Below are 13,546 nucleotides of genomic sequence, written 5' to 3'. Positions count from 1 at the left end.
CAGGGAGTTGAATGTCCAAATTTCTGAAAGGCACCATGATCCTGCTCGCTGCAGGTCTGGTGACCAGGGTCCTTGGCTTTATTAACAGAATTGTCATTGCCCGATTTATTGGAGAAGAAGGTGTTGGCCTTTATATGATGGCCTTTCCCACCATGATTCTTGTCGTCACCATCACACAGCTCGGGCTGCCGGTTGCTATTTCGAAAAGTGTGGCAGAGGCAGAGGCAAGAGGCGATACAGCAAAAATCAAGAAAATATTAATTGTTTCCTTAGCAACGACCATCTCACTTTCCATAGTTTTCACTCCCGCTTTAATTTTGCTCGCACCATTATTATCAGAGACACTCTTTACTGATAACAGGACACACTTGCCTTTGATGGCAATCGCACCAATTGTGCCGATTATTGCCGTTTCCTCAGTCATTCGGGGTTATTTCCAGGGCAGGCAGAACATGAAGCCTGCTGCCTATTCCCAGATGATTGAGCAGATAGTCCGAATCAGCCTGATCGCTTTAATGACTAAGGCATTCCTGCCATATGGAATTGAGTATGCGGCGGCGGGTGCCATGCTGGCAGCAGTTATCGGGGAGCTTGCATCATTGCTTTATTTAATGACCACATTTAAGCTTAAAAAGAAATTCAGAGTCAGGAAACAATTTTTTAAATATGTGTCTTCCGGAAAAAGCACATTTAACGAATTGATGACTGTTGCCCTTCCAACAACTGGCAGCAGAATGATCGGTTCGGTCTCTTGGTTTTTTGAACCGATTGTAGTAGCACAAAGTCTTGCACTTGCAGGTGTTGCAGCAGCTGCTGCTACGAAGCAGTATGGTGCTCTTACGGGCTTTGCCATGCCTCTTCTGATGCTGCCATCGTTCATTACTTATTCTCTGTCAACTTCTCTTGTTCCAGCTATAAGCGAGGCAAATTCCCAAAATAAGATGGGGCTGATCGAATACAGGCTTCAGCAGGCGCTTCGCTTTGCATTTATTACCGGCGGCCTGGCGGTTGTGGTTCTTTACGTCCTTTCCGATCAGCTAATGGAAGTGATGTATGGCTCCTCAAGCGGCTCACATTTTATTAAACTAATGGCGCCCTTCTTCCTTTTTTATTATTATCAGGGACCTCTTCAGGCAACATTACAGGCATTGAATCTAGCCCGTGCGGCTATGATCAACAGTCTGATTGGCGCGGTTGTAAAGACAGCAGTTATCTTTCTCCTGGCGAGCCAGCCTGCTTTCGGGATAAACGGAGTTGCGATGGGGATCTTGACAGGAACAGTCCTGGTGACAATGCTTCATTTTGCAACCGTTCTGAAAGCTATTTCCTTTACTTTTTTCATAAGAGACTATATAAAAACGTTTATTGCAATGGTTATGTCAGGAGGAGCCGGGTTCTGGATGCTAAAAGACATCCTTGCCACTGACATGAATACAGCCGCAGGGGTTATTTTGGTATCCACTGTTATCACAATTGTCTATATCGTCCTTTTATTACTCTTAAAACTGATTAAAAAGAATGACTTGGTCCGTATTCCCGGGATAGGCAAAATGATATCCAGGCTGGCATTCAAATAAAGTGAGATTTCAATCAGCGGGGTGGTTCCTTATCCCCGCTGATTGTAAGTTGATGCCAACAGGAAGTGAGGCATAAAGACGCTGCCACAGGATGCGGCGTTCTTAGTCTTTGTTCTTCTTTTCAGTCCATTACGGTCAGTTTGACTGTGATAAACAAGATCAACCGTACTTATTTTCTTTCATCAAACAAATCAACATAAAATTGGCCATTTTCATAACTGCAGAATGAAATCTCGGATATCTCTTTATACCCTTCTTTGCGAAGTTCCTGACGCAGCCAAAATTCACTTTTATCGATCGTTTCCAGGTTAGTTTTCTGAATCCTTCCATCTATGATTAAAGGGATTGTTATTCCCCCATCTTTACTGTCATTTCTTTCAAAGACTGACAGTGTACCGGAGGATTCCAGGATAGCAAATTCCACATCGGAGATTTTGGCAATATCTTTTTCTCTTAGCTGAAGAAGCAGGTCATCAAAGTTATACCGCTGTTTCCTCATGGCATTTTCATCTATTTTTCCTTTATTAATAATAATTGTTGGCTTACCATCAACTAAGTCCCTGAATCTTTTGCTCTTCAGAGAGAATATGGCCAATACAATTTGCACAACCATCAAAAGGAGCATGGGGAGCACATTTTTAATAATATTTGAATCCGGAGTTTCAATCGCGACAACTGCAAGTTCAGCTATCATGATATAGACGACAAGGTCCAGGACGCTTAGTTCTCCAATTTCTCTTTTGCCCATTAGTCTAAATATGAGAAGGATGACTGCATACAGAAATAAGGTTCGTATAACAATGATTAGATATTCTTCCACTTTTACAGCACTCCTTTTGATGCAATCCTTTCTATTCTTCCGCATATTTGAACATTTATGTGTATATGGGGTTTTTCTTTGAACAATTTCTATTCTATTTTTTCAATGGCTGAATATGCTTGTACTAAGGAAAAAGGCTGTCTTCCCCAAGGGGTGAAAGCTGTTCCTATTTACTCATTAAGAAGGGAGAGGGTTCATATAGAAGAATCAAAGAACTTTGGCAGCGCTGTCCTTTACGGTATTATAGCGATTTTTGCCATAGCCGTTGCCGCCAGTCTCATTTTTTCACTGCTTCTGCGGTTTACATCACTGCAGGAGTCATCCTTGCAGTATATTATTACTGCCGTTTCATTCATTTCTCTTTTTGCAGGCGGGTTCATTTCGGGAGGTAAAGGGAAGCAAAAAGGCTGGCTGCTTGGAGGCTTAACCGGCCTAATTTATTCAATCGTCATTTTCCTTTTTCAATATTTAGGTCATGACAGTTTATTTAATATGGAACAAATGATATACCACACCTGTTTCACACTTACAGCCATGATGGGCGGTATACTGGGAGTGAATCTCAACACTAAGAGAACCGCATAAAAAAGAAGGTCCTGAGTTTCAGGACCTTCTTTTTTGATATTAAGATTTTGCTAATGCATCGCCAGTTGCCTGCGTTACTTCGCGGATAGCTGCACGATCGTATGTAAGACGGCTTCCGTCACCACATTTAATAACCACTTTGTCTTCGTCGATAGCATCAACGAATCCATGAAGACCGCCGATTGTTACAACCTTATCTCCCTTTTTCAAGTCACTCTGCATTTGCTGAACTGCCTTTTGGCGTTTCTGCTGCGGACGAATTAACAGGAAATAGAATAAGACAAACATCAATAATAATGGTCCTAATGTTCCTAAAAGCTCCATTGTTTTCCCCCCTTTCAAAGATCGGCCCAATTTAAGGAGTACTGTTCCTTAAATGAACTCTCTATTATTAAAAGTTCTTCGCGTTAGGCTTATTAAAACCATACCTTTCGAAAAACTCTTCTCTAAAGTCACCCAAGCGATCTTCTCTAATTGCCTGTCTAACCTGCTCCATTAATTTTAACAGAAAATAAAGATTATGGTAAGTTGTAAGCCTGATTCCAAATGTTTCATCACAGCGGATTAAATGCCTGATATAAGCACGGCTGTAATTTCTGCATGTGTAGCAATCGCAGTTCTCATCTATAGGGCCAAAATCTCTTGCAAACTTGGCATTTTTAACAACCAGCCGGCCATTACTTGTCATCAATGTTCCGTTCCTTGCAATCCTTGTAGGAAGAACACAGTCGAACATATCGATTCCTCTGATCGAACCATCGATTAAAGAATCCGGGGATCCTACTCCCATAAGGTATCTTGGCTTATTAGACGGCATAAGCGGTGTTGTGAATTCAAGCACACGATTCATTACATCTTTCGGCTCGCCTACCGATAATCCGCCCACAGCATAACCCGGGAAATCAAGAGATGTTAAGTCTCTGGCGCTCTGTTTGCGCAGCTCCTCATATTCTCCGCCCTGGATAATACCAAAGAGCCCCTGGTCATTCGGGCGCTTGTGAGCTTTTAAGCAGCGCTCAGCCCATCGGGAAGTCCTTTCTACTGACTTCTTCATATATTCAAAGGAAGCTGGATATGGCGGGCACTCATCAAATGCCATCATAATATCAGATCCAAGCGAATTTTGAATATCCATGGCTTTTTCAGGAGATAAAAACAGCTTGTCACCATTCAAGTGGTTCCTGAAATGAACGCCTTCTTCTTCAATTTTGCGGAATTCACTCAGGCTGAACACCTGAAATCCGCCGGAATCTGTCAGAATGGCACGGTCCCAATTCATGAATTTATGCAGACCGCCTGCTTCTTCCACGATTTCCTGACCCGGCCGAAGCCACAGATGATAAGTATTGCTCAGAATGATGCCCGCACCCATTTCCACCAATTCTTCCGGTGACATGGTTTTTACAGTAGCGAGTGTCCCCACAGGCATGAAAACGGGGGTTTCAAAAGAACCGTGCGGCGTATGGACACGGCCCAGACGGGCACCTGTTTGCTTACATGTTTTAATTAATTCATAACGAATTGCAGTCAATTTGCAGTTCTCCTTCCATTTGAAGCACATTAGGCCTGCCCCGGACAGGCAGAATAATATTACAAAATGAGCATAGCATCTCCAAAACTGAAGAACCGGTAACGTTCTTCAACAGCCTGATTATAGGCATTTAAAACGTTATCGCGGCCTGCAAGTGCACTCACCAGCATAATTAAAGTTGATTTAGGCAGGTGAAAATTCGTAATCATGCCATCTATCGCTTTAAATTCATAGCCTGGATAAATAAAAATATCGGTCCAGCCGCTTGCTTCCTCAAATCGGCCATTGTGTGCAGAAGCTATGGTTTCTAAAGTCCTTGTGGAGGTAGTCCCCACACTGATGATTCTTCCTCCCTGCTCACGCACTTCATTTAACAGCCGTGCAGTTCCTTCAGTTACCTGGTAAAATTCAGCATGCATTTCATGCTCATTTAAATCCTCCACACTAACTGGCCTGAAAGTTCCAAGACCAACATGCAGAGTAATAAAAGCAATATGCACACCCATATCTTTTATTTCTTTAAGAAGCTGCTCAGTAAAATGCAGACCTGCTGTCGGAGCTGCAGCAGAACCCCGCTCACGGGCAAACACAGTCTGATAACGGTCGCGGTCATCAAGCTGCTCTTTAATGTAAGGAGGCAAAGGCATTTCTCCCAATTGTTCCAGCACTTCATAGAATATACCATCGTACCTGAACTCAAGCACCCTGCCGCCATGCTCAGAGCTTCCAGTACAGACAGCAGTCAGCTTGCCGTCTCCAAACGTTATCTCTGTTCCTTCTTTTACTCTTTTGGCTGGCTTAATCAGTGTTTCCCAGGAATCCCCTTCAACCTGTTTAAGAAGAAGCACCTCTATTTTCGCACCGGTTCCCGTTTTTTCTCCAAACAGTCTGGCAGGAAGCACCTTCGTGTCATTTAATACAAGGCAATCCCCAGCCTTAAGGTAATTTTTAATATCTTTAAAAACACTATGCTGAATATCCCCGGTGTTTTTATCAAGGACCATTAGCCTGCTGCTTGTCCTATCAGCCAAAGGCGTTTGTGCAATTAATTCTTCAGGCAAATGAAAATCAAACCAATCTACTTTCATGATGTCACCCTTCTGTTATTCAAATAGACTACCGGAACCTGCCAATAAAATAAAAGATGGCAGATAGGATAATACTCAGCAATATCGATGTAACGACTGGAAAATAAAATGTCGTATTGCCTTTTTTAATCACTAAATCTCCAGGCAGCTTGCCAATATTAATAAACTGGCTTATAAAGCCTATGGCGAAAATGATGGCACCAACAACCATCAGCCACTTCGATATGCCGTTCAATCAGAAGGCACCTCCATTTGAAAATGGAGGTACACCAGGTCCGTTACAATTCTTCCTCTTGGCGTCCGCTGAAGAAACCCAATCTGCAATAAATAGGGTTCATAAACATCTTCAATCGTATGCGCTTCTTCTCCAATGGTCGCAGCAATGGTTTCAAGGCCAACAGGTCCGCCCCGGAATTTTTCTATTATCCCTCTTAATAATTTATGGTCAATATGATCAAGGCCTAAACGGTCAACCTGCAAAAGCTCAAGGGCTTCTTTGGCGAGTGGTTCATCAATTTGGCCGTCCGCTTTGACCTGGGCAAAATCCCTGACTCTCCGGAGGAGCCTGTTTGCAATTCGGGGCGTGCCTCTTGACCTTCTTGCCACTTCAATCGCTGCTTTTTGGTCTATGCCTGTATCCAGCACCTCAGCTGTGCGGATAACAATATCTGTCAGCTGCTCTTCTGAGTAATATTCAAGCCTGCTGAGCACACCAAAGCGGTCTCTTAAAGGAGCCGATAACGACCCGGCTCTAGTTGTCGCGCCAACCAGTGTAAAAGGCGGCAGATCCAGCCTTACTGATCTGGCACTTGGCCCTTTTCCAATAACAATATCAAGGCAGAAGTCTTCCATTGCAGGGTAAAGAACTTCTTCGATAGACCGCGGCAAGCGATGAATTTCATCAATAAACAGGACGTCACCTGGTTCCAGCGCAGTCAGGATTGCCGCCAAGTCACCTGGCCTTTCAATCGCAGGGCCTGCAGTTGTTCTGATATTTACGCCCATTTCATTGGCAATAATAGCAGCCAGTGTGGTTTTCCCCAAACCGGGCGGCCCATATAGAAGGACATGATCCAAGGTCTCCTCGCGTATTCTGGCGGCTTTAATAAAGATCTCGAGGTTCTCCTTTACTTTATCCTGACCAATATACTGCTTTAGTGTCTGCGGGCGCAGGCTCTGTTCAAATGAAAGATCCTGAAGATCAGCTTCACCGGATATAATCCGCTCTTCCATACTTAATCACCTTCTTAATTTCAGCATAAAACGAATCGGCCTTCTTCAACAATTATAGTTTTAAAAGCTTTTGCAGAGCTTTCTTTATGTATTGGTCCGTTGTAAGCTTTTCTTTTTTCAGTTCCGGCGTAATCCTTTTTAGTTCCTTATCAGAATAGCCCAGTGCTTTTAATGCAAGCAATGCTTCTTCCAAATCTCCCGCATGCGCGCTATCAGACTGAATTTTATCCGCTGAAAACAGATTGGGAAAGAAGTCAGGTACAATATCCGGAAGCTTGCCTTTAAGATCAAGAATCATTTGCCTGGCAGTTTTCTTTCCGACTCCAGGAAACTTAACAAGGAAAGCTTCATCTTCATTTTCAATCGCCTGCACTACCTGTTCCGGTTCACCTGATGCAAGAATCGCAAGTGCTCCCTTCGGCCCAATGCCGGTAACATTAAGCAGCCTGGTAAACAGAGTCTTCTCCTCACGAGTCTGAAAACCATACAATGCCATGATATCTTCCCGTACATAATGATAAGTGAATATCCTGACTTCCTGCCCGAACTCCGGTGTATAGCTAAATGGATTTGGCGCCAATATCTGATATCCGATACCATTATTTTCAATAACTACATATTCAGGTCCGATAAAATCGAGCCTGCCTTTTACAAATTCAAACAATGCCTTTCTCTCCCCTAATTCAACTGTACCTCATTGTACCATAAACTTTTTGGCACGAAGAAAAAAATGCTGCAGACACTCTGCGCAATACTTGTTCTAAGCATCCTCTTGTTCATTCCTAAAAGCTCCCTTTAAATCATCCTGGACACTAATACTGCTCATTTCTACGCTTGAGCGATAAGCTGCACGGCAAATAACATGTGCGGAAACAGGAGCAGTCAGGAATACGAAAAATATTCCAAGCAGTAATCGAATACTGAAATAATTATCTGCAAAAAGAAAAAATAGGAATGCTCCAAACAATGTAAACATTACACCCAGAGTGGAGCTTTTTGAGGCAGCATGTGACCGGGTATACACATCCGGAAGCCGAATAATTCCGATTGCACTCAAAAAACTGAAAATGGTACCTGTCAAAATTAGAATGGCTGCTACCAGTTCACTTGTGACGTCTGCGTTCAATGACAACACCTCTTTCCATAAATCGAGCGAAGGCGATTGTTCCAATAAAGGAAAGAATGCCAATCAATAAAATGACTTCCATGAAGGCATGTGTTTTTAGTAATACCGATAAAATAGCTACCGCTGAAATTAAATTTATCCCTAAAATATCCAAAGCCTGTACCCTGTCTGGTGTCGTGGGGCCTATAACCAGACGAAAGATTGTTGCCATCATTGAGAGCGCCAGAAACCCCAATGAAAGCATTAAAATAATTTCTATCATTTGCGAGTCACCTTCTTTATCGCCTTTTCAAACCGATCCTTCGATTTTATGACAGATTCACTTGATTCCGGAATATCCATAGCATGGATGTAAAATACTTTATTATCATGGGATACCTCCACAACTACAGATCCGGGAGTCAGTGAAAGCAGCAAAGCAAGCAGAGTTACTTCAAGCTCTCCTTCAAGCTCAGTTTCTATTGTGAAAATCCCGGGTGTGATATTAATTCTTGGCCTTATTACCTGCCGGATTACAAGTATGCTAGAAGTAATTAATTCCCAAATGAACACAAAAAATAATTTAAGGATAGCTACGAGTGATCTTAAATATAAAGGGGCTTTAAAGAATTTCTCTAAAACGATTAAAACAATTATTCCCATCAGATAACCGCTGAAAAAGGATAATATGCTCCAGTCATCTTGCAGAAACATCCATAAAAAAGCTATAAATAGATTGATTAACACTTGAATGGGCAAAATGATAACCCCTTTCGAAGAAAATCTGTTTATTCCAGGTATTACGGCGTAATCTTCCCTCCAAAGACAGCATCAATATAAAGCTCCGGATTTATTAAGGTTTGGACTGCCAATTCAGTATATGCAGAGATTCCTTCAGCTCCTAAACCCAGCAAAATGGTCAGCAGGCTTAGACAGGCTATCGGGAACATCACCCCTTTAGTAGTACCTGACTCCATCTCTTCACTTAAAAACGTTTCTCCCCAAAAACAATTCATAAAAATTTTAATAACGGAGTATAGTGCCATCAGACTTGTTAATAGACCTATTGCGCCAAGCCAGAAATAGCCGGCTTCAAAAGTCCCTTGCGTTATAAACACCTTGCCAAGGAAACCGCTTAAAGGAGGTATTCCTGCCAGTGACAAAGCTGCAATAAAAAACATCCATCCAAGATATGGGTGATTGCGAATGAGACCGCTCATCTCTTTTAGTTTTCCGGTGCCTGTAAGACTAATTATTGTCCCGCCTAATAAGAATATAAGCGCCTTAACGATTATGTCATGAATCATATAGTAAACAGAGCCTGTCAGTCCCTCTATTGAGAAAGAGGCCAGCCCGGCAATGATAAAACCAACGCCTATAATTACGTTATAAGCAAGTATGTTCTTAATATCCCAATGGGCAACAGCTCCAATCGCACCCAGGATCATGGTTGCTGCTCCCAAAATGCCTATTAAAAGATGTGTCACTTTCGGCTCGTGGTAGAAAACCAGGGTAAACAAACGAAAAATCGCATAAATGCCGACCTTTGTTAATAGTGCAGCAAAGACCGCAGCTACAGCCGTCGGTGGTGCACTATATGAGCCCGGGAGCCAAAAGAATAGAAAAAGGGCAGCTTTGAGGCTGAATATGACCAGCAATAAAATAGCTATAATGGTCAACAATCCGCTCTGTCCTGTTTCAGCAACTCTCACTGAAAGATGGGCAAAGTTTAATGTTCCGGTAATAGCATAAATAAAGGCAATTGCGACGAGGAAAAGAAATGACGAAATAATATTGGTAAGTACATATTTAATTGACTCCCTGAGCTGTACCTTAGTGCCTCCCAATGAAATCAAAACATAAGAAGAAATGAGCATAACTTCAAAACAGACAAACAGATTAAATAAGTCCCCGGTAATAAAGGAGCCATTAACTCCGGTAATCAGAAATAAAAACAAAGGATAAAAATAATGGCTCTCCCTATCTTCTCCTATCGATCTGAAGGCATAAATCAAACAGCAGACAGCTACAATACTAGTTATTAAAAGCAGCATGGAGGAAAACATATCAGCGACCATGCTTACCCCAAATGGAGGCTGCCAGTCTCCTAAATGCAGGGTTTGAATCCCATACTTTTTATTTTCTCCCATTAACATGACCGCAATGATCCCTGATCCTGATAACGCAATGAGGCTTAATATTTTATGAAGTTTTAATTTCCTCCTAAATATCACCATGATCATTCCTGTAATCAAAGGAATGATTATGGGCATAATAATTAAATTATTCATCATGATTACCTCTCATTTGATCCGTATCGTCTGTGCCCAGCACTTTATATGCCCGATAGCTTAACACTAAGAAAAGGGCCGTCGTTGCAAAATTAATAACAATCGCTGTTAATATAAGTGCCTGTGGGAGCGCATCGGTAAATGGAAGGTCCTGCAGCCCCAATAATGGGGGACCTCCCGTTTTCAACCCGCCCATCGTGAGAATAAGCAGATGCACCCCGTGGCTGATAATGGACGTTCCCAGGATGATTCTAAGCAAACTCTTGGTTAAGATTAAATAGGTTCCTATGGCAAAAAATAGACCGACAAGCAGTGACATTAAAGTTTCCATTCTTAGTGATCATCACCTATACTCAGAATTATGGACATCGATGTCCCAATAACTGCCAGCGCCACCCCTACATCGAAGAGCACTGCAGTAGCCAGTTCAGTCTTTCCGAAAACCGGAATGTCAAAATAATCAAATGCCTGTGTTAAAAATGGCTGCCCAAAAACAATGCCCCCCACTCCTGTAAAAACAGCAATTAATACGCCGATCGCTGTGAGCACTTTAAAGTCAACAGGAATATTTTGACGGACTGTTTCAATATCGAATGCCAGAAACAGAAGCGTCAAAGCAGCTGAAAACCCTAAACCTCCGATGAATCCTCCGCCAGGGTTATGATGTCCTGAGAAGAAAAGGTTGATCGAAAAGGTAAGTATGATAACTACTGCAACCTTTATAACAGCATGCAAAATGATATCATTTGGTTCTTTCACTTCTTTCCCTCCCCGTTAACCTTAGTTTTACAAGTGTGTACACCCCTAATGAAGCAATGCCAAGCACAAATACTTCAAGCATTGTATCGATTCCCCGGAAGTCTACAAGTATTGCGTTAACAATATTTCTTGCCCCGGCCAGTTCATATGAATTTTCATAATAATAGGCAATAGGCTCGAATAATCTAGTCCCATTAGCAGATAAAGCAAGAATGGCAACTATGGCCCCGACACCAATGGAAATCACTAAGTTTGTCATTCTGAATTTTACTCTTTCCACTTTCCTACGCATTTCCGGCAAATGATAAAAACACAAAAGGAAAAGGGCTGTTGTTACTGTTTCAACCACCAGCTGGGTTAAAGCTAAATCCGGCGCGCGGAAGATGACAAAGAAAAGTGAGACCAGGTATCCAAGAGCACCAACCGCAACTATAGCCGTCAGCCTTGATTTGGAAAATAGGACGGTTAAGGCTGCTGTTAACATACTAATGATTAACACACCTTCATATATGCTGACAGGTGCATTATTGCCTGCATTAAAGGCTGCTCCATCCAAGTACAATATAGAACCTCCAACAATAATAATCAGAAAAGTGAAGACATATACAAAATAATCACGTATATAACCTGTCATATATCTCTTTGTAAGAGAGAAGGACATGTCTTCCATCTTGCCGAGCCCTTGGTTGTAGAAGTTATTGAAGGTCATGCTATAAGGGTAGATCGAATAAATGCCAATCCACTTTTTTAGATATAAATATAGAAGAGCTCCTGCTCCGACAACTCCCAGGGTCATAAATAATTCTGCATTCCAGCCATGCCAGGCACTGATCTTGATCTCAATTTCCCCAGGCTGAGAATAGGCTGGCAAAACAGCTCCCATTGCGGGCTTAAGAATGTATTGAGAAAGCACATTAGGGAAAAAGAAAATAATGATAACCAGGGAAGATAAAATAACCGGAGGGACTAACATCCCAACTGGCGCTTCGTGGGCTGCCTTTTCCAGCTTTTTCGGCTTGTATTTCCCGGTAAAGGTCTTGAAAATTATGATCATGCAATAGATAAAAGTAAGCACACTTGCTGCCCAGGCGATAACAGGAAAAATAACACCTAAGGACTCCATGCTGAATATAGACATATCAGAGGCATTTAACACAGCGGTAAAAAACATTTCTTTACTTAGAAATCCATTAAATGGAGGAAGTCCAGCCATTGAAAAGCCGCCAATTACAGCAAGGGTGAAAGAAATAGGCATCAGGTGCATCAAACCGCCCAGCCTTCTAATATCCCTTGTTCCGGTTTCATGGTCAATGATCCCCACAACCATAAACAAACTTCCCTTAAATGTAGAATGATTGATTAAATGAAAGATTGCAGCAAGCACCGCTGCTGCATACATTGAAGCTTCATCACCTGTACCGTAATACAGGGACGCTGACCCCATGCCAAGCAGACTCATGATCAGCCCGAGCTGGCTAATGGTTGAGTACGCCAATAAAGCCTTTAAGTCTGTTTGTCTTACAGCGTTAAGAGAACCATACAGCAATGTTACAAGTCCGGCAATGCTTACAAGCCAAAACCACTCTGCAGTGCCTCCAAAAATCGGCGTCATACGCGCCACTAAATATATCCCAGCCTTAACCATTGTCGCTGAGTGCAGATAAGCACTAATTGGCGTTGGAGCTTCCATTGCATCCGGCAGCCAAATGCTGAATGGAAATTGTGCTGATTTTGTAAACGCCCCAATGAGAAGAAGAATCATGGCAGGCAAAAATAAAGAATGCTCATATATAGCGTCAGTTTGATTAATTATTTCACGAATGCTGAATGTTTCTGTCATCATTGACAGCATGATAAATCCGGCAAGCATGGCAAGTCCGCCAAAAATCGTAATATTCATTGATTTCTGTGCCCCATACCGAGATTTTTCCCTTTGGTACCAATATGCAATCAGTAAGAAAGATGAGATGCTTGTCAATTCCCAAAAAACATATAAAACAAGAATATTATCAGAGAAAACCAAACCAAGCATGGCTCCCATGAATAACAGTAAATATACATAGAAATTGTGCAGTGATTCTTTCAGCTTTGACATGTAATATATGGAATACAGCACGACCAAAGCACCGATGCCTGTAATAAGCAATCCAAAGACTAAGCCTAATCCATCAATATAGGTTGTGTAGTTTATTCCATATGATGGGATCCAGGGTACAGAAATAAAAACCGAATCTCCATTTGAAACAACTGGAATATACCTTAGCAAATAAAGAAAAATGACTGATGGCACAATTAGTACAAACCAGCCAGTATGTATGCGGGGTGTAACCATTCTATAAATTAACGGAACAATTATTGCAAATATAAATGGAACTAAAACCATTATGTGCAGCCAGGACAAACAGATCCCCTCCCTTTTTATGAATTCTCAGGTGACATTACTGTTTCAAACATAAGGGCATTTAAGTGGTCTTTTAAAGTATGCTTCCCTATATATCAAACCATTAACTCTGAACTTGATTAATTTCTTGAATGACATTGACCTTTTAGGTTGCAT

16 protein-coding genes are annotated in these 13,546 nt (G+C 41.9%); 2 read left to right on the top strand and 14 right to left on the bottom strand.

The features are described from left to right. Positions 1-11 precede the first annotated feature (11 nt). A complete protein-coding gene (spoVB, locus tag NSQ49_RS18290; protein ID WP_159863296.1) occupies positions 12-1,577 on the top strand; it encodes a stage V sporulation protein B in 1,566 nt (521 codons plus the stop codon). A gap of 169 nt (positions 1,578-1,746) precedes the next feature. Here spoVB and NSQ49_RS18285 read toward each other — a convergent pair whose 3' ends face one another. Further along, the gene (locus NSQ49_RS18285) at positions 1,747-2,397 is read right to left on the bottom strand and encodes a DUF421 domain-containing protein (protein ID WP_159863297.1); all 651 of its coding nucleotides are present in this window, start codon (positions 2,395-2,397) and stop codon (positions 1,747-1,749) included. A gap of 78 nt (positions 2,398-2,475) precedes the next feature. On the opposite strand from NSQ49_RS18285, the gene NSQ49_RS18280 reads away from it, so the two are divergent. Beyond that, the gene (locus NSQ49_RS18280; protein ID WP_311315950.1) at positions 2,476-2,982 is read left to right on the top strand and encodes a TIGR04086 family membrane protein; all 507 of its coding nucleotides are present in this window, start codon (positions 2,476-2,478) and stop codon (positions 2,980-2,982) included. 39 nt (positions 2,983-3,021) lie between these two features. Here NSQ49_RS18280 and yajC read toward each other — a convergent pair whose 3' ends face one another. The 13 genes from yajC to NSQ49_RS18215 form a co-directional block, all read right to left on the bottom strand. Further along, positions 3,022-3,306 carry a preprotein translocase subunit YajC gene (gene yajC, locus NSQ49_RS18275; protein ID WP_009333093.1) on the bottom strand — a complete coding sequence of 95 codons (285 nt, stop codon included), beginning with the start codon at positions 3,304-3,306 and terminating at the stop codon, positions 3,022-3,024. Positions 3,307-3,373: 67 nt separating this feature from the next. Further along, entirely contained in the window at positions 3,374-4,513 is a 1,140-nt protein-coding gene (gene tgt, locus NSQ49_RS18270; protein ID WP_035331272.1) for a tRNA guanosine(34) transglycosylase Tgt, read from the bottom strand. Between the two features lie 59 nt (positions 4,514-4,572). After that, on the bottom strand, positions 4,573-5,601 hold the full coding sequence (queA, locus tag NSQ49_RS18265) for a tRNA preQ1(34) S-adenosylmethionine ribosyltransferase-isomerase QueA (protein WP_251284455.1): 1,029 nt from the start codon (positions 5,599-5,601) through the stop codon (positions 4,573-4,575). Positions 5,602-5,629: 28 nt separating this feature from the next. Next, complete coding sequence (locus tag NSQ49_RS18260; protein ID WP_251284456.1) at positions 5,630-5,836, bottom strand: DUF2905 domain-containing protein; 207 nt, start codon at positions 5,834-5,836, stop codon at positions 5,630-5,632. Beyond that, positions 5,833-6,834, bottom strand: coding sequence for a Holliday junction branch migration DNA helicase RuvB (gene ruvB, locus NSQ49_RS18255; protein WP_159863300.1), 1,002 nt, complete (start codon positions 6,832-6,834; stop codon positions 5,833-5,835). The genes NSQ49_RS18260 and ruvB overlap by 4 nt, the downstream gene beginning before the upstream one ends. Positions 6,835-6,886: 52 nt before the next feature. Beyond that, positions 6,887-7,498, bottom strand: coding sequence for a Holliday junction branch migration protein RuvA (gene ruvA, locus NSQ49_RS18250; RefSeq protein ID WP_251284457.1), 612 nt, complete (start codon positions 7,496-7,498; stop codon positions 6,887-6,889). Positions 7,499-7,594: 96 nt separating this feature from the next. Next, on the bottom strand, positions 7,595-7,960 hold the full coding sequence (mnhG, locus tag NSQ49_RS18245) for a monovalent cation/H(+) antiporter subunit G (protein WP_251284458.1): 366 nt from the start codon (positions 7,958-7,960) through the stop codon (positions 7,595-7,597). Continuing rightward, the gene (locus NSQ49_RS18240) at positions 7,938-8,222 is read right to left on the bottom strand and encodes a Na(+)/H(+) antiporter subunit F1 (protein WP_251284459.1); all 285 of its coding nucleotides are present in this window, start codon (positions 8,220-8,222) and stop codon (positions 7,938-7,940) included. Before NSQ49_RS18240 ends, mnhG begins: the two co-directional genes overlap by 23 nt. Beyond that, on the bottom strand, positions 8,219-8,698 hold the full coding sequence (locus NSQ49_RS18235; RefSeq protein WP_251284460.1) for a Na+/H+ antiporter subunit E: 480 nt from the start codon (positions 8,696-8,698) through the stop codon (positions 8,219-8,221). Before NSQ49_RS18235 ends, NSQ49_RS18240 begins: the two co-directional genes overlap by 4 nt. A gap of 41 nt (positions 8,699-8,739) precedes the next feature. Further along, positions 8,740-10,230, bottom strand: a complete 1,491-nt coding sequence (locus NSQ49_RS18230; protein WP_251284496.1) for a Na+/H+ antiporter subunit D — start codon at positions 10,228-10,230, stop codon at positions 8,740-8,742. After that, positions 10,223-10,561 carry a Na(+)/H(+) antiporter subunit C gene (locus tag NSQ49_RS18225; RefSeq protein WP_048011602.1) on the bottom strand — a complete coding sequence of 113 codons (339 nt, stop codon included), beginning with the start codon at positions 10,559-10,561 and terminating at the stop codon, positions 10,223-10,225. Before NSQ49_RS18225 ends, NSQ49_RS18230 begins: the two co-directional genes overlap by 8 nt. Before the next feature lie 2 nt (positions 10,562-10,563). Then, positions 10,564-10,989, bottom strand: a complete 426-nt coding sequence (locus tag NSQ49_RS18220; protein ID WP_159863305.1) for a Na(+)/H(+) antiporter subunit B — start codon at positions 10,987-10,989, stop codon at positions 10,564-10,566. Further along, positions 10,973-13,390: a Na+/H+ antiporter subunit A gene (locus NSQ49_RS18215; protein WP_251284461.1), complete on the bottom strand. Its 2,418-nt coding sequence runs from the start codon at positions 13,388-13,390 to the stop codon at positions 10,973-10,975. Before NSQ49_RS18215 ends, NSQ49_RS18220 begins: the two co-directional genes overlap by 17 nt. Between the last annotated feature and the right edge of the window lie 156 nt (positions 13,391-13,546).

This window comes from Cytobacillus sp. FSL R5-0377, assembly GCF_038004385.1.
GTDB lineage: Bacteria > Bacillota > Bacilli > Bacillales > Cytobacillaceae > Cytobacillus.
Note: the sequence above shows the minus strand (reverse complement) of the source record. Positions and strands in the feature narration are given on the sequence as shown.

Bases quoted from the DNA above. Each gene is read 5' to 3' on its own strand.
- spoVB (WP_159863296.1), top strand. From the start codon at position 12: ATGTCCAAATTTCTGAAAGGCACCATGATCCTGCTCGCTGCAGGTCTG.
- yajC (WP_009333093.1), bottom strand. From the start codon at position 3,306: ATGGAGCTTTTAGGAACATTAGGACCATTATTATTGATGTTTGTCTTA.
- queA (WP_251284455.1), bottom strand. From the start codon at position 5,601: ATGAAAGTAGATTGGTTTGATTTTCATTTGCCTGAAGAATTAATTGCA.
- ruvB (WP_159863300.1), bottom strand. From the start codon at position 6,834: ATGGAAGAGCGGATTATATCCGGTGAAGCTGATCTTCAGGATCTTTCA.
- NSQ49_RS18240 (WP_251284459.1), bottom strand. From the start codon at position 8,222: ATGATAGAAATTATTTTAATGCTTTCATTGGGGTTTCTGGCGCTCTCA.
- NSQ49_RS18230 (WP_251284496.1), bottom strand. From the start codon at position 10,230: ATGAATAATTTAATTATTATGCCCATAATCATTCCTTTGATTACAGGA.
- NSQ49_RS18225 (WP_048011602.1), bottom strand. From the start codon at position 10,561: ATGGAAACTTTAATGTCACTGCTTGTCGGTCTATTTTTTGCCATAGGA.